Here is a 25,993-nt window from a genome sequence, read left to right as displayed (position 1 = left end):
CTCAGAGCGCCAGCGTCAGCCCGACCGACCCGGCGCAGACCGCGACGACGATGGCGATGGCGACGGCATCCGCCCGCCCTGGCGCGCTGGGATGCGCGGTCAGCATGCCCGTACCCCCGCGCGCGGTGATCGCCTCACCGAGCTCGGCGGCCCGCCGCGTCGCCACCGCCATGGCGGCGGTCAGGATGTCGACCAGCGGATTGTCATCGGCCCGCGGCACCACCCCGGTGCGTGGCCGCAGCCGGCGCGCCGCGCGCAACACCCGGATCTCCTCCAGCAGCAGCGGCAGGCTGCGCAGCGTGAGCGCGACCACCACCGCCCACTCGTCCACCGGCATCCGCAGCCGGCGCAGCGGCTTGCCGAGCTTGGCCAGCGCGGGCGCGATCTCGCCCATGGGCGTGGTCCAGGCGATCAGGAACGACGCCGCGACCAGGATCACCCCGAAGGCGAAGATCTGCAGGTAGCGCAGCACCGCGCTCGCGCCGATCGGCAGGTTGAGCAGCGCCCCGGCCAGCACCAGCGCCCAGAACCACCACGGCAGCCGCGGCAGCGTGCGCAGCGGCAGCCGCGCGACCGCCCCGATCACCACGAGGAACACCACGAGCGCGCCGAGCACCGGCCAGGACGGCAGCACCATGAGCAGCAGGCTGATCAGGAACGCCGCGATCATCTTGGTCCCGGCCCAGAGCCGGTGCACCGGGCTGTCGCCCGGCACCCGGCGGAAGAGCACCAGGCTCATCGCTGCCCTCCGTCCAGGCCGAGCGCGGTGCCCGGCCGCAGCCGCGGCGCCGGCGCGGGCACCGGGTCGTGCGCCGTCTCCGGGATGCGCCCCTGCTCCAGGTGCACGGTGCGGTCGCAGACGGCGGCCATGTCGTCCACATCGTGCGAGATGACGATGAGCGTGTGCCCGCCGTCCCGCAGCCGGGCCAGCAGCTCGACGATATCCGCGCGCCCCTGCGGATCCAGCCCGGCGAGCGGCTCGTCCAGCACCACCACCTGCGGCCCGCTCGCCACGATGGCCGCCAGCACCACCCGCTTGGCCTGCCCGCCGCTGAGCTCCTCGATCGAGCGCGCGGCCATGGCCCGGTCCAGCCCGACCGCGTCCAGCGCCCGCCCCACCGCGCCGGAGCCGGTGGCCCGGCCACCCCAGTCCGCGATCTCCTCGCCGACCCGCTGCCGCTGCAGCTGCAACCGGGAGTGCTGGAAGGCCAGCGCCACCCGCCCGATCTGCCCGCTCACCGGCTTGCCCGCGAGGTCGCAGCGGCCCGCGCTCGGCTCGACCAGCCCGGCCATGATCCAGGCCAGCGTCGACTTGCCGGAGCCGTTCCCGCCCACGATGAGCAGCGCCTCGCCGCGGCGCACGGTGAGGTCGATGCCGTGCAGCGCGGGCGCCTCCCACGGGGTGCCGCGGTTGTAGGTGTGCCGCACGTCGCGCAGCTCCAGCACCGGCGGGCCCATGGGGGCGCTGCGCCGGTCGTCGGCGGGGCGGCGCCAGCTGGGCAGGTGCTCGACGGTGCGGCCGTTCGCCAGGTGCACCACCCGGTCGGCGGCCGCGGCGTCGGCCTCGTGGTGGGTCACCAGCACGACGGCCATCGGGTGCCGCTTCGGCAGCCCGCCGAGCAGCGCGACCAGTTCGCGCCTGCCCTGCGGGTCGATCATCGAGGTGGCCTCGTCGGCGATGAGCAGCGCGGGCCGCCTGGCCAGCGCCGCCGCCACCGCGAGCCGCTGCTGCTGGCCGCCGGAGAGCGCCGCGGTCTCCCGCTCGCCGAACCCGGCCAGCCCGACCTCGGTGAGCAGCGCCGCCACGTCGATCTCGGCGGCGCGCTCGGCCGAGAGCCCCCAGACCACGTCGTCGGCGACCAGCACGCCGAGCGTCTGGCTCTCCGGCCGCTGCAGCACCAGCGCGGTGCCGCCGAGGTGCCCGAGCCCGGCCGAGCCGGGCCGGGAGACCGCGCCCGCCGTCGGCGGCCTGCCCGCGAGCAGCCTGGTCAGCGTGGATTTCCCGGAGCCGTTGTGGCCGACGACGGCGACGAACTCGCCCTCCGCCACGGTGAGATCGATGCCGTGCAGCGCGTCGGCGGCGGCGCCGGGGTAGCGGTAGGCGACGCCGTGCAGCGTGACCGGCAGCGGCGCGATCGGCCGGTCGTCCGGCGGCGCGTCCAGCCGGTCCCGGCTCGGCAGCCAGGCCAGCCGGTCCAGCACCGCGCCGAGCACGTACCAGGAGAGCGCGGCGGCGGCCAGCATGCCGGAGAGCACGCTGAACCCGATGAACAGCCACCACCAGCGCAGCACCAGGTCGGTGGCCTCGGCGAGCCACCGGCCGACCGCCTCGGACCAGGGCTGCCGGGCGGTGAGGTTCTCCAGCCCGCGGCTGGTGTTGCGGATGGTGTCGAAGAAGAGGTCGCGCAGCGGCGCGAAGAGGAAGAGCATCCCGACCGAGAGCGCCGCCCAGACCACCCCGGTCACCGTGGCGAGGCCGAGCACGGTAACGAGCCCGCCGCCCCGCCGCTTCACGATGCCGATGATGCCGCCGAGCGTCGCCGTCGCCGCCAGCCCGACGGCGGGCGCGACACCGGCCGCGACGAAGGTCACCAGCGCGCTGGCCACCGAGGCGGTGGCGAGCGCGCGCAGCCGGTAGCGGTGCGCGATCATGCCGAGCGGCACCGCGGCCACCATCTGCAGCGCGGCCGCGAACGGCACCACCGCGCCGACCGTGATCAGCCCGACCGTCATGCCGCCGAGTACCGCCCCCGTGGCCAGCTCGATGGGGCGCAGCGGGCCGTGCGCCGCGGCGGTGGCGCTCGGGGACAGTTCGGTCACGGGACAAGTCTGCCAGCCACGTAGGTCTTGCATCCATGCGCATGTACGCATATTTTGGACCGGTGGGACACGATCACGCACACGGACCAGGGCTCGCACACGCGGAGAGCGCCTCCGCGAAGTACGTGGTGCGGCTGGCGCTCGCACTCGGCATCGGGGTCGCGGTCATGCTGGCCGAGGGCGCCGTCGCGATCGCCACCGGCTCGCTGGCGCTGCTCTCCGACGCCGCGCACGTCCTCACCGACGTGCTCGGAATCGGCATGGCGCTCACCGCGATCCTCTTCGCCAAGCGCAGCAGGCCGACCTTCACCCGCACCTTCGGCTACTACCGGGCCGAGGTCTTCGCCTCGCTGACCAATGCGCTGCTGCTCTTCGGCGTCGCGGGTTACGTACTCTACGAGGCGATCTCGCGGCTCGGCGAGCCGCCGGCGGTGCCCGCGGTGCCGGTGCTGATCGTCGGGTTGATCGGCCTGGTCGCCAATATCGCCGCCTTCCTGCTGCTGCGCTCGGGCGCGGAGGAGAGCCTGGCGGTGCGCGGCGCCTACCTGGAGGTGCTGGCCGACCTGCTCGGCTCGGTCGGGGTGCTGATCTCGGCGATCGTCACGCTCACCACCGGCTGGCTGTACGCGGACATGATCGTCGGCGTCGCCATCGGGCTCTGGGTGCTGCCCCGGACGTACCTGCTGGCCAAGCGGTCGCTGCGGATCCTCTTCCAGCACAGCCCGGAGGAGCTGGACGTGGCCGAGGTCGCCGCCGCGCTCGGCGGGCTGGATGGCGTGGCCGACGTGCACGACCTGCACGTCTGGACGCTCACCTCGGGCATGGAGGTCGCCTCCGCGCACATCACGACCACCGCGGGCTACTCCGGCGACGAAGTGCTGCGGGCCGCGCAGCACGTGCTCGCCGAACGCTTCCGGATCGAGCACGCCACGCTGCAGGTGGAGAGCACCGACAGCGCCAAGCGGTGCTCCGAGCTCTCCTGGTGAGCACCGATCCGGCCATCCGGCGCACCTGAGCGGCCCCACCCGGACATAATGTCCGGCGTGGGGCGGGTACTCGATCCGGGCGTCCGCGACTGGAACTTTCCGCGCGGGGTCGCGAGCGTAGCGCTGATGGCCGGCTACGCCGCGGACCACGGCGTGCCCGCACCCCGGGTACTCGCGGGCACCCCGCTCACCCCCGCCCTGGTCCGCGACCCGGACGCGCAGATCGACGCCCGCACCGAGCTCGCCGTGGTGCGCAACCTGGTGCGCGCCTTCGACGACCAGCCCGCACTCGGGGTGCGGGTGGGGTCGCGCTACCGGATCACCACCTTCGGCATCTTCGGCTTCGCCTGCGTCAGCAGCCCGACGCTGGGCGAGGCGATCGAGCTCGCGCTGCGCTACCTGGAGCTCTCCTTCACCTTCTGTATCCCGGTGGCGCACTGGAGCGGTGGCGAGTTCGTCGCGGTGGTCCACGACGAGGCGGTCCCCGCCGACGTGCGGCGCTTCCTGGTCGAGCGGGACGTCACCGCCATGCACCGCATGATGAGCGACCTGATCGGCCGCCCGCTCCCGCTCACCAGGGCCGAATTCCACCACCCGGCCCCGCTCGACCCCGCCCCGCTGCGCGCGGTCACCGGCATCGACCCCGCCTTCGGCCGCCCGGAGAACCTCTTCGCCGTCGACCCGCGCGTGCTGGACCAGCCGCTCCCGCTGGCCGACCCGCACACCTGGGCCATGTGCCTGAACCAGTGCCGCGACCTGGTGCACCGCCGCCGGGCGCGCTCCGGAATCGCCGCCGAGGTCAGGGCGCGGCTCGTCCCCGGCGACGCCGTCGGCTTCACCGCGCCGCCCGGAATCGACGCCGTAGCACGGGATCTCGCCATGAGCACCCGCACCCTGCGGCGCAAGCTCGACGCCGCGGGCACCAGCTACCGCGCCCTGCTCGACGAGGTGCGGCGCGCGCTCGCCGAGGAGATGCTCACCGCCACCCCGCTGTCGGTGAGCGACGTGGCGATCCGCCTCGGCTACGCCGAATCCTCCACCTTCATCCACGCGTTCAAGCGCTGGACCGGCATGACCCCCGCGGTCTACAGAAGAATTCGGCCCGGCTCCGCCGGGCGTGTTCGCGGCCCCCGGTAGTCTCGCCGCCGAGCACTCGAGTCTCGCGGCTGCGCCGCGTGCGCTTTCGAGCACTCGGCGACGAGACGGGCCGCGAACGGGGCTCGTAACACTCGCCCCCTTGCGATCTAGGCTCCTTCGCCGCGGCCGCGGCGGCTGCCGGTGTAGGCGATCTCGCGGATCCGGCCCACCGCCTTCGGCACCATGACCACGTTCTGCGGGGCGTTCAGCATGGGGTCGAAGTAGTCGGTGCGCTGCTCGGCGGGTTCGGCGAGGCGCAGCGCGATGGTGGCGATGTGCTGCTTGGGCACCCCGACACCGGAGGCGAAGAGCCGGAAGGTGACCTGGTGCTCGCGCAGGTGCGCGGCGAGGTCCGCGATGGAGGCCGACTCCGGCTGGCCCGGGTCGGGCTCGGCGAAGATCCAGATCGGGTTGGAGTCGCCGAACCGGTACGGCACCAGGCTGCCGTAGCGGGCGCTGCCCCAGCCCCGGGTGAGCGTTATCAGAAACCGCCCGACCAGGCTCTCGCCGGTGGTGGCGAGCGCGAAATCCCACGGCTTGTCGTCGTGGTCGAGTACCCGGAAGGCGAGGCCGAGGATATCCGGCCAGCCGCTCGGGGTGCCGGTGCCCTTGGAGAGCCGGGCGATCACCGCGCGCTCGCCGGAGCCGAAGAGCGCCTCGAACTCGGGCTCGGCGTGCAGCCGGCCCGCCAGCTCCAGGCCGTCCGGGTGGAAGACCCTGGCGTGCCGCAGCCGGGCGCCGATGGCGAAGGCGCCGCGCAGCGCGGCCGCGGGCAGCTCGGCCACCTTGGCGACCGGGGCGGTGGAGGAGGGGAGAGTGGGCAGCGTGAGGCTGGGCATGGCTCGGCCCTTTCATCGGTGCGGGCAGCGACGTCGCTGATTCCTCCCCCGATTGCCCAGCGCCCGGAGCGGTAAACGGCGCTGCTCAGTCCGGCTGAACGCTGACCCGGCCGCCCGCCGGGACCGTCCGGAAGTGCGTGACCAGGCGATATGCCCCGTCCTCCGCGCGATCGACGAGGTGCAGCGCATACCCCGGGTCGGGCGCGTAGTCCATGACGTGGTCCGGCGCGTCCAGCTCCCACTCGCCGCGCAGCACCGAGGCCGTGCTCGGCCCGATCACCAGCGGCTTGCCCGCGAACCGCGCCGCGATCGGCGAGTGCGCGTGCCCGGTGAGCACCCCGGCGATCCGGTCGCTGCCCGCCACGACGGCGGCCAGCGGCGCCGGGTCGGCGAGCGCCGAGCCGTCCACGATGGGGCTGTGCACCCGCACCGGCGGGTGGTGCAGCGCCAGCAGGACCGGGCCGTCGCCGTCGGCGAGGGTATCGCGCAGCCAGGCGACGGTGTCGGCGCTCAACCGGCCGCCCGGTTCGCCGGGGACGCTGGAGTCGAGCAGCACGACGGTCAGCTCGCCGACCCGGTGCACCTGGTTCAGCGGATCGTCGGAGGGGCGGGTGCCGAGCAGGTCGGCCCGGAGCGCGGCGCGATCGTCGTGGTTGCCCGCCGCCACGAAGAGCGGAAGATCGGTGCGCAGCGCCCGCGCGGCCTGCGCGTACTGCTCCGGCTTGCCCGCGTCGGTGATGTCGCCGGTGTGCACGATCGCGGCGGGCGGCCGCCGCAGCTGCGCGAGGTGGGCGAGGACCCGCGCCGCCCGCTCGGCATTGCGGGCGCCGAGATCGAAGTGGGTGTCGCTGACCTGGGCCACCAGGATCATCGGCGTATCGCCTTCCGCGGAAGACCGCATCGTTGCGTCGGGAGCCGCCCGGACACCGGGCTCTTCCAGGCTAGAACAGCGGGTGCGCGGGAACCACGGTGAGGTGGGCCACGGTGGGTGAGGAGGTGGTCGGGGTGGCGTGTCAGGTTCCGCCGCGCAGCGCCTGCTCCGGGTCGGCGCCGGGCAGGGTGGCCCAGAAGTCGGGGCCGGGGTCGGCGGTGAGGTCGAGGGGTTCCGGGTCGTGCTCGAGCCGGAGCTTCCAGGAGTGCAGGGCCGTGCGGGGTTCGGTGCCGGATTTGTCGAAGAGCGGGTCGCCGACCAGGGCGTGGCCGATCCAGGCGAAGTGGACGCGGATCTGGTGCCGCCGCCCGGTGATCGGGCGAATCGCCAGCAGCGCGCGCTCACCCTGGCGCTGCACGGTGCGGAAATGCGTGGTCGACGGGTAGTTCTTACCCGGCAGGACGTCCTTGTCGTCCACCGACCAGCGATCCCCGCTGCGCTTGATCGCCTCGCGCGGCGCCGCGATCCGCACCCGGTTCTTCCGGCCGATACCGAGCGGCAGCTCGATCACCCCGTCGTCGGGCAGCTCGGCGCCGGTGACCACCGCGAGGTACGACTTGACCGCCGTGCGTGCAGCGAACTGCCTGGTGAGCGGGCCGTGTGCGGCGAGTTCGCGGGCGAGCAGCACCAGCCCGGAGGTCACCTTGTCGATGCGGTGCACCGGATAGAGCGTCTCGCCCGCCGCCTGGGCGAGCTCGACCAGGTCGGTGTCGTGCCGCTCCCCGGTCACCGAGATTCCGGCGGGTTTGTTGAGCGCGAGCACCGCGTCGTCCTCGAAGAGCAGGCAGGTGCGCCGCAGGGTCGCCCAGTCGGCGGCCATCAGCGCCGGGTGCGCAGCACGTGCGGGCGCAGCCGGTTGAAGCCGCGCACCCGGACGCTGCGCAGGTGCCGGATGGAGTACTGCGGCTCGTCGGCCAGCGCGCTCGCCGTCGCGTCGTCGATCAGGACCGTGCCCGGCCGGGCCACGCCGGTGAGCCGGGCCGCGATATTCACGACGGAGCCGTAGAGATCGCCGAATCGTTGCAGGGCGGGCCCGTAGGCGACGGCGACCCGCAGCTCCGGCGTACCGCCGACCATCATGGTCGACTCCTGGACCGCCAGCGCGATCTTCGCCGCCTGCAGCGGCGTCTCCGCCGCGAACATCACCTCGTCGCCCACGTTCTTGATCACCCACCCGCCGTTCTGCGTGATCGCGGCCGTGGTCGTCGACTCGAACGCCTCCAGCAGCATGCCGAGCTCGTCCGGGTGCAGATGCCTGGTCAGCCGCGTGTACCCCACCATGTCGGCGAACCCCACCGCCAGCGTCCGGGTGCTGTCCTCGCTGCCGTTCCCGTCCAGTGACCGGGTGATCGCCGCCGCCAGATGCCGCCGCCACGCGTACTTCTGCAACTCCTCGAACTGCGCCACCGCCGATTCCGTTGCGCTGCGCACACTCTCGGCCGACCCGTCCGAGCGCTCCAGGATCTCCGACGCCACCAGCTCGGCCTGCCACTCCGCCAGCCGCGCCATGCTCTGCCCGAGCGTGCGCGCCGCCGCCGCGGCCGCCCGCGAATCGGTCTCCTCGAAGACCGCGAGCCCGCGGAACCCGCGCACCGCCGCCACGTCGGCATCGGTGTACTCCACCGCGTCGTCCGGCCCCGCCGGGAAGCCGAGCGCGCTCCACAGCCGCCGCGTCGTCTCCGGCTCGACCCCGGCCAGCCGCGCGACCTCGGTGCGGTCGTACCGCCGCTCGCCGTCGAGCAGGTACGTCTCGATGATCGCCCGGGCCTGCTCGGAATTCTCGGTGGAGACCATGGGGTAACCCTACGGTGCCGGGTGGTCGGTCCGGGAGGGCTCGTGAGAGGTCACTGTCCGGCCCACCAGTGCTCGAGTTCCTCGTTCTCGTCGACACCGAGCGGTGGCCGGTAGCCGTCCGGGAGCGGGAACTCGATCGCCTCGGTTCGGACCGCGATCTCCCTGATCGCGGTGGTATCCGGGTCGTCGCGCGGGTCGAGCGGGGTCAAGGTCGCGTACCCGAGCGCGTGCCAGATCGCGATCAGCTCGACGTCGTTCTGGGTCTCCGCTGCGAGCGCCACATCGCGCACCACCTCGGCCAGCCGCGGTTTCTCGACCGGCTGTGCGTCCGGCATCATCCGCCGCCAGAGTTCGGTGCCCGCATCGCAGTACAGGTACGGCGGGTCCACGTACCCCTGCTCCAGCCAGTCGTTGTCGCTATCCGACAGCACGGTGAATTCTTCGATGGTTTCCAGTGTGTCGCGGATTGTTTCGTAATCCGGGTGCTCGCTCAGCGCGAACCGATGCGTGTACCCGTGTTCCAGCAGAATCTCCAGCAACCGGAAATGCGTGAACTTGCAGTCGTACTCCGACTGGAACCCGTACAGCACGGCGAAATGATCCCGCCACCCCGCTTCCCCCGTGGCGTGGAGCGCACGAACGGACCCCTCGACCAGATCCTCGATCAGATGCATCGACACACCGGAATTGTGCCGGAGCCCGCCGCCCCTCCCTCGCGGCGGCGGGCCCGGCCCTCGCGGCCTACGCCTGAATGACCTCGACCCGCGTCAGCGCGTTGAACGAGTCGCACGCCGCCCACGACTGGTTCTGCCCGTACTGGATGGGCCCGAACTTCCAGTACGTGAACGGCACCGGCCAGGCCACGCAGGTGAGCTTCACCTGATGCCACGTCGGCAGTTCGCAGTTCGCCATTCCGCCGGTGTTGAAGATGTTGTACACGTGACAGTTCGCCTGCCACACGGGCACATCCGCCTGCGCGGTGCCGCTCCCGGCGAGCACCGCCGCTGCGGTTGCGGTGGCGAGGGCGGCGCTCGCGGCGAGCCGCTTCACAGAACGCATGTCGAACCTCCTGAGTCGATGTTGTCTGGGAGATCGCTGGTGGTTCTCAGATGTTACTCAGGAATATTCTGAAATCGGGACATCATGCATTGCTGCTTATCAACTCGGTGGCGACCGGGGGGACTCCGACCGTCCTGGCCGGCCCCGCGGCGTTTCACCCGTTACGTGAGAGCAGGAGGGGCTATAGCCTGTAGGCATGGGGATGAAGCGGATCCGAATGCCCCACGGCTTATCGCTCCGATCGTCATTGCAGTATGGCTCGCCATCGGAGGAGCTTCCCCCGTGGATCAACGATGTCGGGAGCACCGTCATCCCCGGCTCGGACTGGACTACCGACGATCCGCCGAGACCTTTCGATCCGAGGCGGCAATGTCTGATGGTGCCCGGCGGCGTGCCGCAATGCATCTACCACTGTCGCCGTGACTGCGGCGTATTGGACGCGGACAGTCGACTTGCCTGGCGCTGCGGTCAACAGGCCGGGGTCCGAGTGGTCGAACTTCGGCCGGCTCGGCGGCGGGCCATAGCCTGCCCCATGTGCCTGCCGGGGGAAGCCGCCGCACTCGGTCACCTGAACCGCATGAAGCGCTGTGTTTTCACCTTCGACTCCGAGGTCCATGCGGATGCCCGCCTGCTGACGTGGCGGCGCGACCGAAACTTGAACTGGCTCGGGATCGTCATTTTCGAGCAAGACGGCGTGATGGCCCGATCAATGGCTACAGCCGACGAGTTGCGACCGAGCGTTGGCGAGTAATTGTCCAGGTTGCGACTTGCGGGAGTCGAAGTCGCCCACGGGACGGATGGCTCGCCCGGGCGCGGAAGAACGGAAACGCAGTCGCACATTTGTGCCCTCGGCAGGATTCGAACCTGCGACACCGGCTTTAGGAGAGCCGTGCTCTATCCCCTGAGCTACGAGGGCGGGGCCGGGGCCGCGGGGCGGTCCGGGTAGGCGGGAGTCTACCGGGTGGGGGCGGGGGGAGCCGCATCGTGGGTGGGTCAGTAGGGCGGGTCGAGGCCGCCGGGGTCGTAGGCGCCGCCTTCGTAGCCGCCGAGGTCTTCGTAGCCGCGGGGGCCGTGGGGGCGGTGGCCGTTGCGGGTTGTTGCTCGGTACTCGGCGCCGTTGTTGCCGGGGGCGGGGTGGTTGGCGGTGATGCCGTAGCCGTTGGCGCGGTATTGGGGGTCGTCGTAGGGGAGGTCGCGGTGGGTGGGGGCGGGGGCGCCGGAGGGGGAATCCTGCGCTGGGATTGGAGTTTCGGCTGGATTCGGTGGGGCGGAGTTGTCGCCTGCGGGTTCGGAAGAAGGACCGGCGGGCGGGTCGTGGGGCGGAGGCGCTGGGTCGGGCGGCGTTCGATCAAGGACCGGGGGTGTGGGGGCCTCGGGTGATGGGCTGGAGAACGAGGGGGCTGGTGATGGGCCGGGTTCTTTGCGGTCCAGGCCGATTCCGGCGCCGGGGCGGGGTGGCTCGTCTGCGAAGAGGGCGGTGAAAAGGGCGTCGGTGCCGGGGGGCCAGGTGCCGCTGGCGAGGGCGGGGCGCCACCACTGCTCGGAGTACCAGCCTGCGGGGATCAGGCGGTCGGCGATTCGGCCGCCGGGGTGGTGGTGGGGGGTGGCGGGAGAAGGGCTGGGGGAGGCGGTGATTCGGGTGCCTTGGAAGGTTCGGGTTCGGGTTTCGGGGACTTCGCCCGCTTCGGCTTGGGCGGGGAGCGGGGGGAGGGCGGGGCCGGGGTCCATGCGCATGGCTATGCGGGCGGCGCGGATGTAGAAGAGGCCCTCGCGGGCGGTGAGTTCGGCCTGTTCGGGGTCGGCTCGGGCGAGGAGGAAGCCGGCTACGCGGCGGCGGTCGGCGGCGGCTTCCAGTGCCTGGCGGGCGGCTTCGGTTCGCGGGGTGTGGACGTCCAGTGCCTGGTTGAGCTGGGTGAGGGCTTGATGGGCAGGGGACAGCGGCTCCGAGGCGGGGACGGCGGGAGGGTCGGGCGTGGTGCGGGGGGTGTCGGCGGTCCCGGGGTGAATGCCGGGGGCGTCGGCGGTCCGGGAACGAGTGCCGCGCGCAACCTCCGGATCGTCGATGAACGACTCCGGAGACGAGCCCGCGGCATCCCCCCGCCCGACCCCCCTTTCTCGCATCAAATACAAACCCACCACGGCAACGACGAGCACAGCGAGCAGCACCCACAGCATCGCGCACCTCCTGGTCGGAACCGGTGCGCATCAGATTACTGGAGAATTGCTACGGGCATGCAGAACCGCAATTACGAGGCTTTTGTGTATTCGCTGTAGTCGGCGGGGTCGAAGCGGCGGGTGCGCCAGCGGTAGAGCACGGTGGCGCCGGGCCAGTTGTTGGTGATCCGGCCGGCGGCATTGCGGTACCAGCTGGTGCAGAAGTTCCAGGGGGTGTCCTCGAGGCGCCGCTGGAGGTAGTCGTCCCAGTCCTGCTCCACCTCCACCTTGGCGGCGACGGCGGTGCCGGGCCGCCCGGCGAGGTGCTGGACCACCTGGCGGATGTACCGCGCCTGGGATTCCAGCATGTAGATCACCGAGCCCGCGCCGATATTCGTATTCGGGCCGTACATCATGAACAGGTTGGGGAAATGCGGGACGGAGAGGCCGAGGAAGGCCCTCGCTCCCTCGGCTCCCCACTCGTCGGCGAGTTTGCGGCCGCCGACGCCGGAGATGGTCATGGGGGCCAGGAACTCGGTGCCCTTGAAGCCGGTGCCGTAGATGATCACGTCGACTTCGTGTTCCACACCGTCGGCGGTGCGGAGGCCGGATGGCGTCACCGCGGTGATGGCGGTGGTCTCGACGGTGACATTCGGGCGGGCCAGGGCGGGGAAGTACTCGTTGGAGAAGAGCCCGCGCTTGCAGCCCGCCGCGTAGTCGGGGGTGAGCTTGGCGCGTAGTTCGGGGTCGGTGACCTGCGTCTTCCGGTGCCGGTCGGCGATGGCGACGACGGGGCGCTTGATGGCGGGGAGGTCGGTGAGGCCGAGGGCGAGGAATTCGAAGAAGGCCCAGATGGCGAAGCGCTCGGCGAGCCGGGTGGGCGGCAGGTACTTGAAGAGCGCGTGGTGCACGGCGCTGTACTCGACGTCGGCCTTGGGCAGCACCCAGGCGGCCGAGCGCTGGAAGAGCGTGAGGTGCGCGGCATCGGGGGCGATGCGCGGGATGTACTGCACGGCGCTGGCTCCGGTGCCGATGCAGGCGATGCGCTTGCCCGCCAGCTCGACGGAGTGGTCCCACTCGGCGGAGTGGAAGGCGGCGCCGGTGAAGGTGTCGATGCCGGGGATGTTCGGCAGCGCGGGGCGGGAGAGCTGGCCGACGGCGGGGATCAGCACGTCCGCCTCCAGGCGGTCGCCCGCGGCGGTGCGGACGGTCCAGCGGGCGGTGCGCTCGTCGTACTCGGCGTCGGTCACCTCGGTGCCGAAGCGGATGTGGCGCGCCAGGTCGTGCTTCTCGGCGACGCCGCGCATGTAGTCGTGGATGTCGCGCTGCTCCGAGAAGCGGCGCGGCCAGTCGGATTTGGGCTCGAAGGACCACGAGTACAGCGGCGACGGCACGTCGCAGGCCGCGCCGGGGTAGGTGTTCTCCCGCCAGACGCCGCCGAGGTCGGTCGCGCGCTCCAGGATGGTGAAGTTCTGCAAGCCGGCGCGGCGCAGCTCCAGGGCGAGACCGAGGCCGGCGAACCCGGCCCCGATGACGATGATCGACGGCGATGTCATGACCCCCAGCCTAGGTGGCGAAAGCGCTGGTCCGAAGAGATCCCCGGACAGCGAATCGAGATTTTCGGCCATATCGAGGTCTTGCGGGATGAAGTCCCCGCGAAGAATCTGCATGTGCATTTGTTCACGCACTTCGGGGCCGGGAATCGCATGAAAACCGCAGGTCAGCGAGTTTTGTACTTTCTGCTTCCGCTTCGGTTCATCTCGATCAGGTCGCCCTCCGGCGAACAACTGGCCGACATCGTGACCGCCGGGTTACAACGGAGGGCGGATCAACCGGCCGGATCGGCAGTCGGCGGCGTCGCAGGGGGTGTCGCCGGCGCCGGTCCGGCTCACCATCCTCCTCGGGTCCGGTACGGGCGTGTGATTCCGCCGGGCCGCCCCACCTCACGCCTACCCTTCGGTAGCATCGCCGGTGTGATCTGGCTCATGCCCGAAAACCGCTGGTAGCGGGCGGGCGCGGGCCCCGAGAAGGGAGTTTTGCGAATGTTGAGCACCATGCAGGACGAGCCGTTGTCGCTGGCGACGTTGCTGCGGTACGCGTCGACCTTCCTCGGGGATTCGACCGTCTCCACCTGGACCGGCTCCGGTGTGCGGTCCATGACCTACCGCGAGCTCGGCGCGGAGTCGGCCCGGCTGGCGAACGCGCTGCGCGGGCTCGGCATCGGCGTCGGCGACCGGGTCGGCACCTTCATGTGGAACAACAACGAGCACATGGTCGCCTACATCGCGGTGCCCGCCATGGGCGCGGTGCTGCACGCGCTGAATATCCGGCTCTTCCCGGACCAGCTGGTCTACGTGGCGAACCACGCCGAGGACCAGGTGGTGATCGTGGACGGCACGCTGCTGCCCATGTTCGCCCAGTACCTGCCGAACCTGAAGACGGTGCGCCACGTCATCGTGGCGAACGGCGACGCCGCCGCGCTGGAGGCTCCCGCCGGCGTGCAGGTGCACTCCTACACGGAGCTGCTCGCGGCCCAGCCGGACAGCTACGACTTCCCGGTGATCGACGAGCGCTCCGCCGCCGCCATGTGTTACACCTCCGGCACCACCGGCGACCCGAAGGGCGTCGTCTACTCGCACCGCTCGAACTGGCTGCACGCCATGCAGGTGCTGAGCCCGGCCAGCATGAACTTCGCCGAGTCCGACTACGTGCTCGCCATCGTCCCGCTCTTCCACGCCAATGCCTGGGGGCTGCCGTACGCGGCGCTCATGTCCGGCGCCAATGTGCTGATGCCGGACCGCTTCCTGCAGCCGGGGCCGCTGCTGGAGATGATGGCCGACCAGCAGCCGACCTTCGCGGCCGCGGTGCCGACCATCTGGGGCGGCGTGCTCGCCGGGCTGGCGGCGAAGCCGCAGGACATCAGCCACCTGCGCTCGGTGGTGGTCGGCGGCTCCGCGGTGCCGCCCGCCATGATGAAGGCCTTCGAGGAGCAGCACGGCGTGAAGATCGTGCACGCCTGGGGCATGACCGAGACCTCGCCGCTCGGCAGCGTGGCGCAGCCGCCGGCCCGGGTCTCCGCTGACGAGGAGTGGGGCTACCGGATCAGCCAGGGCCGCTTCCCGGCCTCGGTGCAGGCGCGGCTGGTCGACGACTCCGGCGCGGTGGTGGCGAACGACGGCAAGTCGCTCGGCGAGCTCGAGGTGCGCGGGCCGTGGATCACCGGCTCCTACTACGCCCCGGACGGCGGCGAGATCGACCCGGACAAGTTCGACGCGGGCTGGCTGCGCACCGGCGACGTCGGCATCATCAGCCCGAACGGGTACCTGACGCTGGTGGACCGGGCCAAGGACGTGATCAAGTCCGGCGGCGAGTGGATCTCGTCGGTGGATCTGGAGAACGCGGTCATGGCGCACCCGGCGGTGGCGGAGGCCGCGGTGATCGGCGTGCCGGACGAGCGGTGGGACGAGCGGCCGCTGGTCGCCATCGTGCTCGCGGAGGGCGCGCAGGCCGAGCCGGACGAGCTGCGCGACTACCTCGCGGACAAGTTCGCCAAGTGGCAGCTGCCGGAGCGCTGGACCTTCATCCCCGAGGTGCCGAAGACCAGCGTCGGCAAGTTCGACAAGAAGCGGCTGCGGGCGCAGTACGCCGACGGCGACCTGGTGGTCAGCACGCTGACCTGAGCGGTCACCACTCCAGCATGGGCAGCGGCGACGTGGGATGGGTGCGGAGCCGCTGCCCGGCCAGCGCGAGGAGGCGCTTGTGGAAGCCGGCGTCCGGGTAGCGGCGGGTGAGCGCACGGTAGGTGCGGCGCGGGACGCCGAAGCGGCCGAGCAGGGCGAGCTCCACATCGATGGCGTCGGCCCGGCGGAAGATCTCCACCGGGTCGTCCGCCGCGCCCGCGTGCCGGAGCTTGTGGTGGTGCTCGATCATGGCGGTGACCGTCGGGATCAGCGCCGCCGCATCGGTGTCGCGCAGGTGGGTTTCGGCGAGCGCGACGGAGGGCGGCAGGTAGTCGAAGGTGCCCGCGGACCAGATGCCGAGGTCGTGGAAGGCGGCGGCGACCAGGAACTCGGTGCGTTCGCTGGGGCGGGGGGTGCCGGGCGGGGCGACGAGGTCGCACAGCTCGAGTACGCGGAGTACGTGGTGGGTGTACGCGGTTCGGTCCGCGCCCATGGCGTCGGCCCAGGGCGCGAGCAGGGCGTCGATAGCGTCGGCGAGCGTGTCGCTCATGCGCGGAGCCTACGCGCTTCCGCGCGGGCCGCACGGCGAGCGCGCACCCGTCAGCGCGGCTCGAACCGCTGCGCGAGGGCGCTCTGCAGGGCGGCTCTGGCGTCGGCTGCCAGCTGACGGGTGAGCTCGGCCGCGGGGAGTTCGGGGGCGAGGGTGTGGGTCTGGCCCGCCCAGAGGTTGACCGCGTCCGGGTTGCCCTCCGCCCTGGCGGCGGCGCGCAGGGCGGCGGTGGCGTGGTGGATCTCCGGGTAGGCGACCGGGGCCGCGGCGCCGAACTCGTCCATGAAGGCATTGCGGATGCCGCGCGCCCTGCGGCCGGTGAAGGCGCGGGTGAGCGCGGTCGGGGTGGTGCCGCCGATCGCGGCGCGGTGGACCGGATTGGTTCCGGCCTCCGGCGAGCGCAGGAAAGCCGTGCCGATTTGTGCGGCGGCGGCGCCCGCGGCGAGCGCGCCCGCGATGCCCGCGCCGGTGGTGAGCCCGCCGGTGGCGACCAGCGGCACCTCGACCGCGGCGCCGACCAGCTGGAGCAGGGCGAGCAGGGAGAGCGGGTCGCTGGCATCGTCGGCGAGGTCGTCGCGGAAGACCGCGCGGTGCCCGCCCGCCTCGGCTCCCTGGACGACCAGCACGTCCGCCCCCGCACCGACGGCCTGCTCGGCCTCGGCCACCGAGGTGACGGTCACCCACACCTCCGTGCCCGCCCCGTGCAGCCGCGCGATCTCGGCGGGGTCCGGGCAGCCGAAGGTCACCGTGACCACCGCGACCGGCGAGGTGACGAGCAGGTCGAGTTTGGCGGCCCAGTCGTCGGTGTCGTGCCGCGCCGCGCCCACCTCGAAGCGGGCCCCGAGCGCCGCCAGGTAGCCCGCGTACACCGCGGGCGCGGCGGGCGGGCCCGGCGCGAAGAGGTTGACCCCGAACACCCCGCTGGTCAGCTCCCTGACCGCGGCGATCCGGGACTCGAGCTGCGCGGCGCTCAGGTACCCGGCGGCGAGCAGCCCGAGCCCGCCCGCGTCGGTCACGGCGGCGGTGAGTTCCGGCGTGGACGGTCCGCCGGCCATCGGGGCGAGCACGACGGGGAGGCCGATCTGGTCGAGGATCACGGCTCCATCCTCGCCCATGACCTGCGCGGATGGAGATTTCGCGCCGCGGTCGGAATCCGAAGGTTGCGGAATGGTCACGACAGGGTAGAGTTCCCGTCACGACGGATGCCGAAACGTTATCCGAAACAGGTTTCGCCGGGCGCCCGTTCTTCTGTCGGTTCGAACGCAAGGACGAGCTTTGTCGCAGCACCGGGTTGGCCCCGATTCGATCACCGTCATGGACCTCATCGGCGCCGCCGAGACCGGCAGGCCGACGCGGCATCGGGCCGAGATCTCCACGGTCGACCGCGTGAAGAACGCCGCGGGTGTCGCGGTCGCCGCGGGCGCCCTGATCGGCACCGCCGGCCAGATCGCCCCCGCGCTCGCCTACGCCGCGCCGCTGCTCCCCACGCACGACGACAATGCCTCGGCCGAGCCCATCGCCTTCAAGAGCATCGCCGAGGCGCCGCTCGCCGAGCAGCTCGCGGCCGCCGTGCAGCCGGTGGCCCAGCCCGCTCCGGCGCCGGAGCCGGTGGCGCAGGCCGCCCCGATCGCGCAGCCGGTGGCGGCGCCGTTCGGCATCAACAACCTGCCGCCGGAGCTGGCCGCGCCGCTGGCCCAGGTGGAGGACATGCTCAAGGGCGTCACCCAGCAGGTGGCCCCCGCGCAGGCGGTGCGGCCGGTGGCCGGTGCCGTGAGCTCCGGCTTCGGCACCCGCTGGGGCGCCTTCCACTACGGCGTCGACTTCGCCGACGCCATCGGGGCGCCGATCCACTCGGTCAGCAACGGCACCGTGATCGAGGCCGGGCCCGCCTCCGGGTTCGGGCTCTGGGTCCGGGTGCTGCAGGACGACGGAACCACCGCGGTCTACGGCCACGTGAACGAGATGCTGGTGCACGAGGGGCAGCGGGTGAACGCGGGCGATGTGATCGCCACCGTCGGCAACCGCGGCCAGTCCACCGGCCCGCACCTGCACCTGGAGATCTGGGATCAGGGCGGCAGCAAGACCGATCCCATCGCCTACCTGGCCGCCAAGGGTGTGCCGCTGCACTGGGGTCCGTCCGCGCACTGAGCGCGCCGAGCCACACCGTGGCACCCGGCCGGGTAATACCGTGATCGGGCGTGACACTTCGCGCCGACCTCGACCGTGGCCGTCGGCACATCGGGGGCAATGCCGCGGCACGGCCCCGCCCTGCCGAGACACCTCGGCGGAAGCGGCCCGCAGCCCGAGTTCCCCCACGTACGCTGAATCCGGCCCGTCTCCGAGCCGGTCGACCCCGCGACCCGGCGGCCCCCGCTCGACGGCGGCGCCCGGCCCGACGCTGCGCCGCACCCCGGTGACCTCGGTCACCGGCGGGCAACGGGCCGGGTCCAAGCCCCGATAACCCACGGTCCGCCCCGAGCAGCACCCGAGCCGGATCGGCGCACCATGCCTTGCTTATATGATTGCCGGGCTGTGCCGACCGGGACGAGCCACTTTTTCCTGGGGCTTTCCGGCGGACCCGTCGAAGTGTGGCAAGGCTCGAAGCGAGAGGTGAGATCAGTCGAATGGATGGTGTCCGTCGTTCTGCTCGGGGCAACCGCCGACGGCGTCCGGGGAGCCCGCTGTTCGGACAGCTGCTCACCGCGGCGGTGGAATCCGCCGCCGACTCGGTGGCCATTCGCTTCAACCCCACCGGCGACCCCGCCGACCAGCGCGAGCTGACCTACCAGCAGCTGGACCAGGCCTCCTCGCGGTTGGCGCGGGAGCTGATCGAGCGCGGCATCGGCCCCGGTGACGTGGTCGCCGTCGGCATCGCCCGCAGCGCCGACTCGGTGCTCGCGGTGTGGTCGATCGCCAAGACCGGGGCGGCCTACGTCCCGGTCGACCCGGCCTACCCGGCCGAGCGGATCGGGCACATCGTCGCCGACTCCGGCGCGGTGCTCGGGCTCACCACCGAGGCGCACCGCGGCGCGCTCGGCGACGGCGTCGAGTGGCTGGTGCTGGACGACCCGGCCCAGGCCGCGCGGATCGCCGCGCGGCCGGAGCACCCGGTCTCCTACACCGATCGGGTGCGGCAGCTGGACGAGCGGCACCCCGCCTACGTCATCTACACCTCCGGCTCGACCGGCAAGCCCAAGGGCGTCGTGGTGACGCACGCCGGGTTGAACGGACTGGTCGCGGCGGAGCGCGAGCACTACGGCGTCACCGGCGAATCCCGGGTGCTGCACGTCTGCTCGCCCAACTTCGACGTCTCGGTGCTGGAGCTGCTGCTCGCCTTCACCGCTGGCGCGACCCTGGTGATCGCGCCGCCCGCGGTCTTCGGCGGCTTCGAGCTGGCCGACCTGCTGCGCCGGGAGCGGGTCACGCACATGCTGATCACCCCGGGCGCGCTGGAGTCGGTGGACTCCGACGGCCTGGACGACCTGCGCACCGTGGTGGTGGCGGGCGACAAGTTCGGCCCGGAGCTGGTCGGGCGCTGGGCCACGGCCGAGCGCGCCTTCTACAACGGCTACGGCCCCACCGAGGCCACCATCCTGGCGACCAGCACCCCGCCCATGGACCCGGCGCAGCCGGTGACCATCGGCGCCTCCATCCCCGGCGTCGGCGCCTTCGTGCTGGACAACCGGCTGCGGCCGGTGCCGGCCGGGGTGGTCGGCGAGCTGTACCTGACCGGGCCCGCGCTCGCCCAGGGCTACCTGAACCGGCCGGGGCTCACCGCGGAGCGCTTCGTGGCCAGCCCGTTCGGCGCCGACTCCGGCAACCCGGGGCTGCGGCTCTACCGCACCGGCGACCTGGTGCGGCGCAGCGAGACCGACGGCCCGGACGGCGGGATCATCGAGTACCTGGGCCGCTCCGACTTCCAGGTCAAGGTGCGCGGCTTCCGGATCGAGCTCGGCGAGATCGACAACGCGCTCACCGCGCACCCGGACATCGACTTCGCCGCCACCATCGGCCGCACGCTGCCCTCCGGCGCGACGGCGCTGGTCTCCTACGTGCTGCCGCGCGCGGGCGCCGAGGTGGACGTGCCCGCGCTGGACGCGCACCTGGCGGAGTCGCTGCCCGGCTACATGATCCCGGCCGCCATCATGGCGCTGGAGAGCATTCCGCTGACCCCGGTCGGCAAGCTGGACCGGGCCGCGCTGCCCGAGCCGGTCTTCGCGGCGCGGGAGTTCCGCGCGCCGTCGACCCCGGTCGAGGAGATCGTGGCCGAGGTCTTCGAGGCGCTGCTCATGCCGGGCGCGCCGGACGAGGGCCGGGTCGGCGCCGACGACGACTTCTTCGAGCTGGGCGGCAACTCGCTGCTCGCCGCGCAGGCCGCCGCCCGGATCGGCACCGCGCTCGGCGCGCGGGTGCCGGTGCAGCTGCTCTTCGAGGCGACGACGGTGGCGGCGCTGGCCGAGCGGGTCGAGCACCACGCGGGCTCGGCGGTCGGCGAGGAGCTGGCGGCGGGCGAGCGCCCGGACCGGGTGCCGCTCTCCTACGCGCAGCAGCGCATGTGGTTCCTGAACCGCTTCGACCCGGAATCGGCGGTGAACAATATCCCGGTGGCGGTGCGGCTCACCGGCGCGCTCGACGTCGCCGCGCTGCGCACCGCGGTCACCGACCTGGTGACCAGGCACGAGGTGCTGCGCACGGTCTACCCGGAGGTGGACGGCGAGGGGTACCAGCTGGTGCTCCCGGTGCAGGATCCGCGCGCCGTCCCGCTCTTCGAGCCGGAGCCGGCCGCCGAGGCCGCGGTGCCCGGGCTGGTCGTGGCCACCGTGACCGGCGGCTTCGACGTCACCGAGGCGCCGCCGCTGCGGCTCCGGCTGCTGCGGCTGAGCGACACCGAGCACGTGCTGATCTGCGTGGTGCACCACATCGCGGGCGACGGCTTCTCCATGGGGCCGCTGACCCGCGACCTGATGACCGCCTACGTGCGGCGCCGGGACGGCGGCGCGCCGGGCTGGGCGCCGCTCACCGTGCAGTACGCCGACTTCGCGCTCTGGCAGCGCCGGGTGCTCGGCACCGAGGAGCAGCCGGATTCGCTGCTCGCGCAGCAGATCTCGTACTGGCGGGAGACGCTGGCCGGGCTGCCGGAGCAGCTGGAGCTGCCCGCCGACCGCCCGCGCCCGCCCGCCGCCTCGAACCGCGGCGCGGTGCTCCGCTTCGAGGTCGACGCGCACACGCACGCCGGGCTCACCGCGCTCGCGCACCGGGGCAATGCCACGCTCTTCATGGTGGTGCACGCCGCGCTGGCGGTGCTGCTCGGCAGGCTCTCCGGCACTTCGGACGTCGCCGTCGGCACCCCGACGGCGGGCCGCGGCGACGCCGCGCTGGACGACGTGATCGGCATGTTCGTCAATACCCTCGTGCTGCGCACCGAGATCGACCCGGCGGTGCCCTTCGCCGAGCTGCTCGCCGAGGTCAGGGCGAAGGACGTGGCGGCCTTCGGCCACGCCGACGTGCCCTTCGAGCGGCTGGTGGAGCTGCTCGACCCGGTGCGCTCGCCCGCGCGGCACCCGCTCTTCCAGGTCATGCTGACCTTCCAGAACCTGGCCCGCACCGAGCTGGAGCTGCCCGAGCTCACCGTCGGCGGGCTGGATCTGGCGGTGCCGCTGGCCAAGTTCGACCTGCAGTTCTCGCTCGCCGAGCACCTCGACCGGCAGGGCACCGCGCACGGCATCGCGGCCGAGATCACCTACGCCACCGACCTCTTCGACGAGGGCACGATCCAGCGGGTGGCCGAGCGCTTCCAGCGGGTGCTCGCCGCCGTCGCCGCCGACCCGCAGGTCCAGGTCGGCGCCGTCGAGCTGCTCGACGCCGACGAGCGGAAGGCCGTGCTCACCGGCTGGAACGACACCGCGCGCGAGCTGCCCGCGGACGAGACCCTGGTCTCGCTCTTCCAGGCCCGCGCCGCCGCCACCCCGGACGCCGTCGCGCTGGTCGGCGCCGACGGCGAGCAGCTCACCTACGCGCAGTTCGCCGCGCGGGTGCACCGGCTGGCCCGGGTGCTCACCGCCGAGGGCGTCGAGCCGGATTCGCTGGTGGCGCTGGCCATCCGGCGCTCGGTGGAGCTGGTCATCGCCATGTACGCGGTGCTGGAGGCGGGCGCCGGGTACGTCCCGCTCGACCCGGACCAGCCCGCCGACCGCATCGGCTACGTGCTCGAGACCGCCCGCCCGGCCATGGTGCTCACCACCGCGCGCGACGGGTTCGACACCGCCGCGGCCCCGGTCACCGTGCTGGACGCGCTCGACCCCACCGGTACCGCCGACACCCCGCTCACCGAGCCGGAGCGCGGCGGCCCGGTGCGCGCGGGCTCGATCGCCTACGTCATCTTCACCTCCGGCTCGACCGGCAAGCCGAAGGGCGTCGCGGTGAGCCACCGCGCCATCGTGAACCGGCTGCGCTGGATGCAGTCCGAGTACGAGCTCACCGCCGACGACGCGGTGCTGCAGAAGACCCCGGCCACCTTCGACGTCTCGGTGTGGGAGTTCTTCTGGCCGCTGCAGGCGGGCGCGCGGCTGGTGGTCGCCACCCCGGACGGCCACCGCGACCCGGTGTACCTGGCGGAGACCATTGCCGCGCAGGGCATTACCACCGCGCACTTCGTGCCCTCCATGCTCGCGGTCTTCGTGGCCACGCTGGACGAGGCGGCGGGGGCGTCGGGCAGGCACGCGGGGCTGCGCCAGGTCTTCGCCTCCGGCGAGGCGCTGCCCGCGCCCACCGCGGCCCGGCTGCGCGAGCTGACCGGAGCCAGGCTGCACAACCTGTACGGGCCGACCGAAGCCGCGGTCGACGTCACCTACCACGAGGTCGTCGCGGCCGACACGGTGAGCGTGCCGATCGGCCGCCCGGTCTGGAATACCGCCCTCTACGTGCTGGATTCCCGGCTGCGGCCGGTGCCGCCCGGCGTGCCGGGGGAGCTGTACCTGGCCGGTCGGCAGCTGGCGCTCGGCTACCTGGGCCGCTCCGACCTGACGGCGGACCGGTTCGTCGCGGACCCGTTCGGGGCCGACGGCAGCCGCATGTACCGCACCGGCGACCTGGTGCGCTGGAATTCCGCGGGCGAGGTGGAGTACCTGGGCCGCACCGACTTCCAGGTCAAGTTGCGCGGCCTGCGCATCGAGCTGGGCGAGATCGAGGCGGCGCTGCTGGAGCAGCCCGGCGTCGACCGCTCGGTGGTGGTGCTGCGCAAGGACACCCCGGCGGGCGAGGCGCTCACCGGGTACGTGGTGCCCGCCGCGGGCGCGGCCGTGGAGCCGGAGGCGGTGCGCACCGCGCTCGGCGCGCTGCTGCCGGGGTACATGGTGCCCGCGGCGGTGGTGGTGCTGGACGAGTTCCCGCTGAATGCCAGCGGCAAGCTGGACCGCAGGGCGCTGCCCGCGCCGGTCTTCGTCGGCGCCACCGGGTTCCGCGCCCCGCGCACCCCGATCGAGCAGACCGTCGCCGATGTCTTCGCGAGCCTGCTCGGCGGCGGCGACGTCGGGCTGGACGACGACTTCTTCGCGCTCGGCGGCAACTCACTGCTCGCCACCCGGGTGGTGGCGCGGGTGAACGAGGCGCTGCACGCCGACCTCTCGGTGCGCACCCTCTTCGAGGCGCCGACGGTGGCCGCGCTGGCCGGGCGGATCGTGCCCGGCTCGCGCACCGGCGGGCGCCCGGCGCTGGTCGCGGCCCCGCGCCCGGAGCGGATCCCGCTCTCGCCCGCGCAGCAGCGCATGTGGGTGCTGAACCGCTTCGACCCGGACTCCGGCGTCTACAACATCCCGTTCGCGCTGCGGCTCACCGGCACGCTCGACCTGCCCGCGCTGGAGCGCTCGGTCTTCGACGTGCTGGAGCGGCACGAATCGCTGCGCACCCGGTTCCCGGTGGCCGGTCCGGAGCAGCAGCCGGTGCAGGAGATCCTCGCGCCGGCGGCGGCGCTGCCCGGCGGGCTGCCGGTGGAGCAGCCCGGCGACCTCATGGGCCGGGTGATCGAGCTGATGTCGGCCGGGTTCGACGTCACCGCGGCGCCGCCGGTCCGGATCGCGCTGCTGGAGGGCGACGCGCCCGGCGAGTACCTGCTGGTCGTGGTGGTGCACCACATCTCCGGCGACGGCGCGTCGCTGGCGCCGCTGGCCCGCGACCTGATGACGGCGTACCTGGCCCGGCTCGCGGGCGAGGCGCCGAACTGGGCGCCGCTGCCGGTGCAGTACGCCGACTACGCGCTCTGGCAGCGCGCGGTGATCGGCACCGACGACGACGCGAGCAGCGTCGCCGCCCAGCAGCTCGGCTACTGGAAGGAGAACCTGGCCGGGCTCACCGGCGCGCTGGAGCTGCCGCAGGACCGGCCGCGCCCGGCGCTGCCCTCCATGCGCGGCGCGGCGAGCACCTTCGCGCTCCCCGCCGAGGTGCACGCCGGGCTGGCCCGGATCGCGCGCGAGCACAATGCCTCGCTCTTCATGGTGGTGCACGCGGCGCTCGCGGTGCTGCTGGCCCGGCTCTCCGGCAACCGCGACATCGCGATCGGCACCCCGATCGAGGGCCGCGGCGAGCGCGCGCTGGACGACCTGGTCGGCATGTTCGTCAATACCCTCACGCTGCGCACGGCGGTGGACGCGGGCAGCACCTTCGACGCGCTGCTGGAGCAGGCGCGCGAGGTCGACCTGGCCGCCTTCGCCCACGCCGACCTGCCCTTCGAGCGGATCGTCGAGGTGCTGCTGCCCGGCCGCAGCGCCGCCTTCCACCCGCTCTTCCAGGTGGTGCTCGCCTTCCAGAACACCGAGCAGGCCACCCTCGACCTGCCGGGGTTGCAGGTATCGGCGCTGGATGCCGGGGCCGCGCAGGCCAAGTTCGACCTGCAGCTGAGCATCTCGCCGACGCACAGCCCGGACGGCGCCCCCGGCGAGCTGGTCGCCCAGTTCACCTACGCCACCGACCTCTTCGACGAGGGCACCGTCGCCGGCTTCGGCCGCAGGCTGGAGCGGGTGTGCCGGGCGGTCGCCGCCGATTCGCAGGTCGTGGTCGGCGATATCGACATCCTGGACGAGGCCGAGCGCGACCGCGCACTGGCCGCGCCGGAGCCGGAGACGGTCGCCGCGAGCACCAGGGGGACCGCGCTCACCCAGGCGCTCTCGCTGGCGGTGGAGGACGACCCGGAGGGCCCCGCGGTGGTCTCCGGCGAGGACGCCGTCACCTACCAGGAGCTGGATGCCCGATCGTCGCAGCTGGCCAGGGTGCTGATCGGGCGCGGCTGCGGGCCCGGCGTCGGGGTCGCGGTGCGGCTGGAGCGCGGGGTGGAGCAGGCGGTCGCGCTCTGGGCGGTGCTCAAGGCGGGCGCCGCGGTGGTGCCGGTCGGCACCGGTGAGGCGGCGCTCCCGGCCGGCGCGGATATCAAGGTCGGGCTGGTGCACGGCGCCGCGCCCGGGTCGGCGGAGACCCTGGAGTGGATCGCGCTGGACGACCCGGCGGTGCGCGCCGAGATCGGCAGGGAGTCGGCGCGGCCGGTCACCTACGCCATCCGGACCAGGGCGCTGCGCGGCGGCGACCCGGTCTTCCTCGGGCCGGTGCCGACGGCGGCGGCCGATACCAACGGGGGCGGCAGGTCGGTGAGTTACGACGGGCTGGCCGCCATCGTGGACCGGCTGCGCACGCGCACCGAGCTGACCTTCGAATCGCGGACCTTCCAGCACGGGCGCCCGGAGGCGTTCGCCGCGCTGGTCGAGGTGGCGGCGGCCGGGCTGGCCGGCGCCGCGCTGGTGGTGCCGGAGCACGGCCTCGGGGCCGACCCGGCGGCGGCGCTGGCCGACGAGTGGGTGACGCACCTGCTCACCGACCGCGCCGGTTTCGACCGGATCGACAGTGCTCCGCTCGCCGACCTGCAGGCCGTCGTCCTGGACGAGGGGTCGGTCACCGATCCCGGGCGCTGGGCCGACGTTCCCGCGGTGCTGGGCATGCATGATCTCGCCGGTGGCGCCGGCGCCGTCGAGTAAGTGAGTCTCCCCATGTCCCCGGTGTTC

At 72.8% G+C, this 25,993-nt stretch carries 18 protein-coding genes and 1 tRNA gene; 6 read left to right on the top strand and 13 right to left on the bottom strand.

Features of this window, described 5'->3' with window-relative positions; translation table 11 throughout:
• Position 1 precedes the first annotated feature (1 nt).
• Positions 2-739: an energy-coupling factor transporter transmembrane protein EcfT gene (locus tag AB0H71_RS12880; RefSeq protein ID WP_357019004.1), complete on the bottom strand. Its 738-nt coding sequence runs from the start codon at positions 737-739 to the stop codon at positions 2-4.
• Entirely contained in the window at positions 736-2,733 is a 1,998-nt protein-coding gene (locus tag AB0H71_RS12875; protein ID WP_357020351.1) for an ATP-binding cassette domain-containing protein, read from the bottom strand. The genes AB0H71_RS12880 and AB0H71_RS12875 overlap by 4 nt, the downstream gene beginning before the upstream one ends.
• A gap of 149 nt (positions 2,734-2,882) precedes the next feature.
• Between AB0H71_RS12875 and AB0H71_RS12870 the strand changes: the two genes are divergently transcribed.
• Together AB0H71_RS12870 and AB0H71_RS12865 are read left to right on the top strand one after the other, a co-directional pair.
• Complete coding sequence (locus AB0H71_RS12870; protein ID WP_357019001.1) at positions 2,883-3,806, top strand: cation diffusion facilitator family transporter; 924 nt, start codon at positions 2,883-2,885, stop codon at positions 3,804-3,806.
• A 57-nt stretch (positions 3,807-3,863) separates the two neighbouring features.
• Positions 3,864-4,943 carry an AraC family transcriptional regulator gene (locus tag AB0H71_RS12865; RefSeq protein ID WP_357018998.1) on the top strand — a complete coding sequence of 360 codons (1,080 nt, stop codon included), beginning with the start codon at positions 3,864-3,866 and terminating at the stop codon, positions 4,941-4,943.
• Between the two features lie 107 nt (positions 4,944-5,050).
• On the opposite strand, the gene AB0H71_RS12860 is transcribed toward AB0H71_RS12865, so the two are convergent.
• The 6 genes from AB0H71_RS12860 to AB0H71_RS12835 form a co-directional block, all read right to left on the bottom strand.
• Positions 5,051-5,782 carry a phosphodiesterase gene (locus AB0H71_RS12860; RefSeq protein ID WP_357018995.1) on the bottom strand — a complete coding sequence of 244 codons (732 nt, stop codon included), beginning with the start codon at positions 5,780-5,782 and terminating at the stop codon, positions 5,051-5,053.
• 85 nt (positions 5,783-5,867) lie between these two features.
• On the bottom strand, positions 5,868-6,653 hold the full coding sequence (locus AB0H71_RS12855) for a metallophosphoesterase (RefSeq protein WP_357018992.1): 786 nt from the start codon (positions 6,651-6,653) through the stop codon (positions 5,868-5,870).
• Positions 6,654-6,795: 142 nt separating this feature from the next.
• Positions 6,796-7,533 carry an RluA family pseudouridine synthase gene (locus tag AB0H71_RS12850; protein WP_357018989.1) on the bottom strand — a complete coding sequence of 246 codons (738 nt, stop codon included), beginning with the start codon at positions 7,531-7,533 and terminating at the stop codon, positions 6,796-6,798.
• Positions 7,533-8,507: an adenylate/guanylate cyclase domain-containing protein gene (locus tag AB0H71_RS12845; RefSeq protein ID WP_357018986.1), complete on the bottom strand. Its 975-nt coding sequence runs from the start codon at positions 8,505-8,507 to the stop codon at positions 7,533-7,535. The genes AB0H71_RS12850 and AB0H71_RS12845 overlap by 1 nt, the downstream gene beginning before the upstream one ends.
• 50 nt (positions 8,508-8,557) lie before the next feature.
• Positions 8,558-9,187, bottom strand: a complete 630-nt coding sequence (locus tag AB0H71_RS12840) for a hypothetical protein (RefSeq protein WP_357018983.1) — start codon at positions 9,185-9,187, stop codon at positions 8,558-8,560.
• A 61-nt stretch (positions 9,188-9,248) separates the two neighbouring features.
• Positions 9,249-9,566: a hypothetical protein gene (locus AB0H71_RS12835; protein ID WP_357018981.1), complete on the bottom strand. Its 318-nt coding sequence runs from the start codon at positions 9,564-9,566 to the stop codon at positions 9,249-9,251.
• A gap of 196 nt (positions 9,567-9,762) precedes the next feature.
• Here AB0H71_RS12835 and AB0H71_RS12830 point away from each other — a divergent pair, with 196 nt between their 5' ends.
• Entirely contained in the window at positions 9,763-10,317 is a 555-nt protein-coding gene (locus tag AB0H71_RS12830) for a hypothetical protein (RefSeq protein ID WP_357018979.1), read from the top strand.
• A gap of 92 nt (positions 10,318-10,409) precedes the next feature.
• On the opposite strand, the gene AB0H71_RS12825 is transcribed toward AB0H71_RS12830, so the two are convergent.
• The 3 genes from AB0H71_RS12825 to AB0H71_RS12815 form a co-directional block, all read right to left on the bottom strand.
• Positions 10,410-10,482 (bottom strand) — tRNA-Arg (locus AB0H71_RS12825).
• 77 nt (positions 10,483-10,559) lie between these two features.
• Complete coding sequence (locus AB0H71_RS12820) at positions 10,560-11,741, bottom strand: hypothetical protein (RefSeq protein ID WP_357018976.1); 1,182 nt, start codon at positions 11,739-11,741, stop codon at positions 10,560-10,562.
• 71 nt (positions 11,742-11,812) lie between these two features.
• Positions 11,813-13,276 (bottom strand): NAD(P)/FAD-dependent oxidoreductase, encoded by a 1,464-nt coding sequence (locus AB0H71_RS12815; RefSeq protein WP_357018973.1) that lies wholly within the window; start codon positions 13,274-13,276, stop codon positions 11,813-11,815.
• A gap of 486 nt (positions 13,277-13,762) precedes the next feature.
• On the opposite strand from AB0H71_RS12815, the gene AB0H71_RS12810 reads away from it, so the two are divergent.
• On the top strand, positions 13,763-15,400 hold the full coding sequence (locus AB0H71_RS12810) for a long-chain fatty acid--CoA ligase (protein ID WP_357018970.1): 1,638 nt from the start codon (positions 13,763-13,765) through the stop codon (positions 15,398-15,400).
• Between the two features lie 4 nt (positions 15,401-15,404).
• On the opposite strand, the gene AB0H71_RS12805 is transcribed toward AB0H71_RS12810, so the two are convergent.
• Both AB0H71_RS12805 and AB0H71_RS12800 read right to left on the bottom strand, forming a co-directional pair.
• Positions 15,405-15,950, bottom strand: a complete 546-nt coding sequence (locus AB0H71_RS12805) for a hypothetical protein (RefSeq protein ID WP_357018967.1) — start codon at positions 15,948-15,950, stop codon at positions 15,405-15,407.
• 50 nt (positions 15,951-16,000) lie between these two features.
• The gene (locus AB0H71_RS12800) at positions 16,001-17,047 is read right to left on the bottom strand and encodes a nitronate monooxygenase (protein WP_357018964.1); all 1,047 of its coding nucleotides are present in this window, start codon (positions 17,045-17,047) and stop codon (positions 16,001-16,003) included.
• 217 nt (positions 17,048-17,264) lie between these two features.
• Here AB0H71_RS12800 and AB0H71_RS12795 point away from each other — a divergent pair, with 217 nt between their 5' ends.
• A complete protein-coding gene (locus AB0H71_RS12795; protein ID WP_357018961.1) occupies positions 17,265-18,098 on the top strand; it encodes a peptidoglycan DD-metalloendopeptidase family protein in 834 nt (277 codons plus the stop codon).
• A gap of 560 nt (positions 18,099-18,658) precedes the next feature.
• Positions 18,659-25,966: an amino acid adenylation domain-containing protein gene (locus AB0H71_RS12790; protein WP_357018959.1), complete on the top strand. Its 7,308-nt coding sequence runs from the start codon at positions 18,659-18,661 to the stop codon at positions 25,964-25,966.
• The last annotated feature ends 27 nt before the right edge of the window (positions 25,967-25,993 follow it).

It is taken from the genome of Nocardia sp. NPDC050697 (genome assembly GCF_040654395.1).
Classification (GTDB): domain Bacteria; phylum Actinomycetota; class Actinomycetes; order Mycobacteriales; family Mycobacteriaceae; genus Nocardia.
The sequence above is the reverse complement of the archived record's forward strand: the minus strand, read 5'-3'. Positions and strand labels throughout refer to the sequence as shown.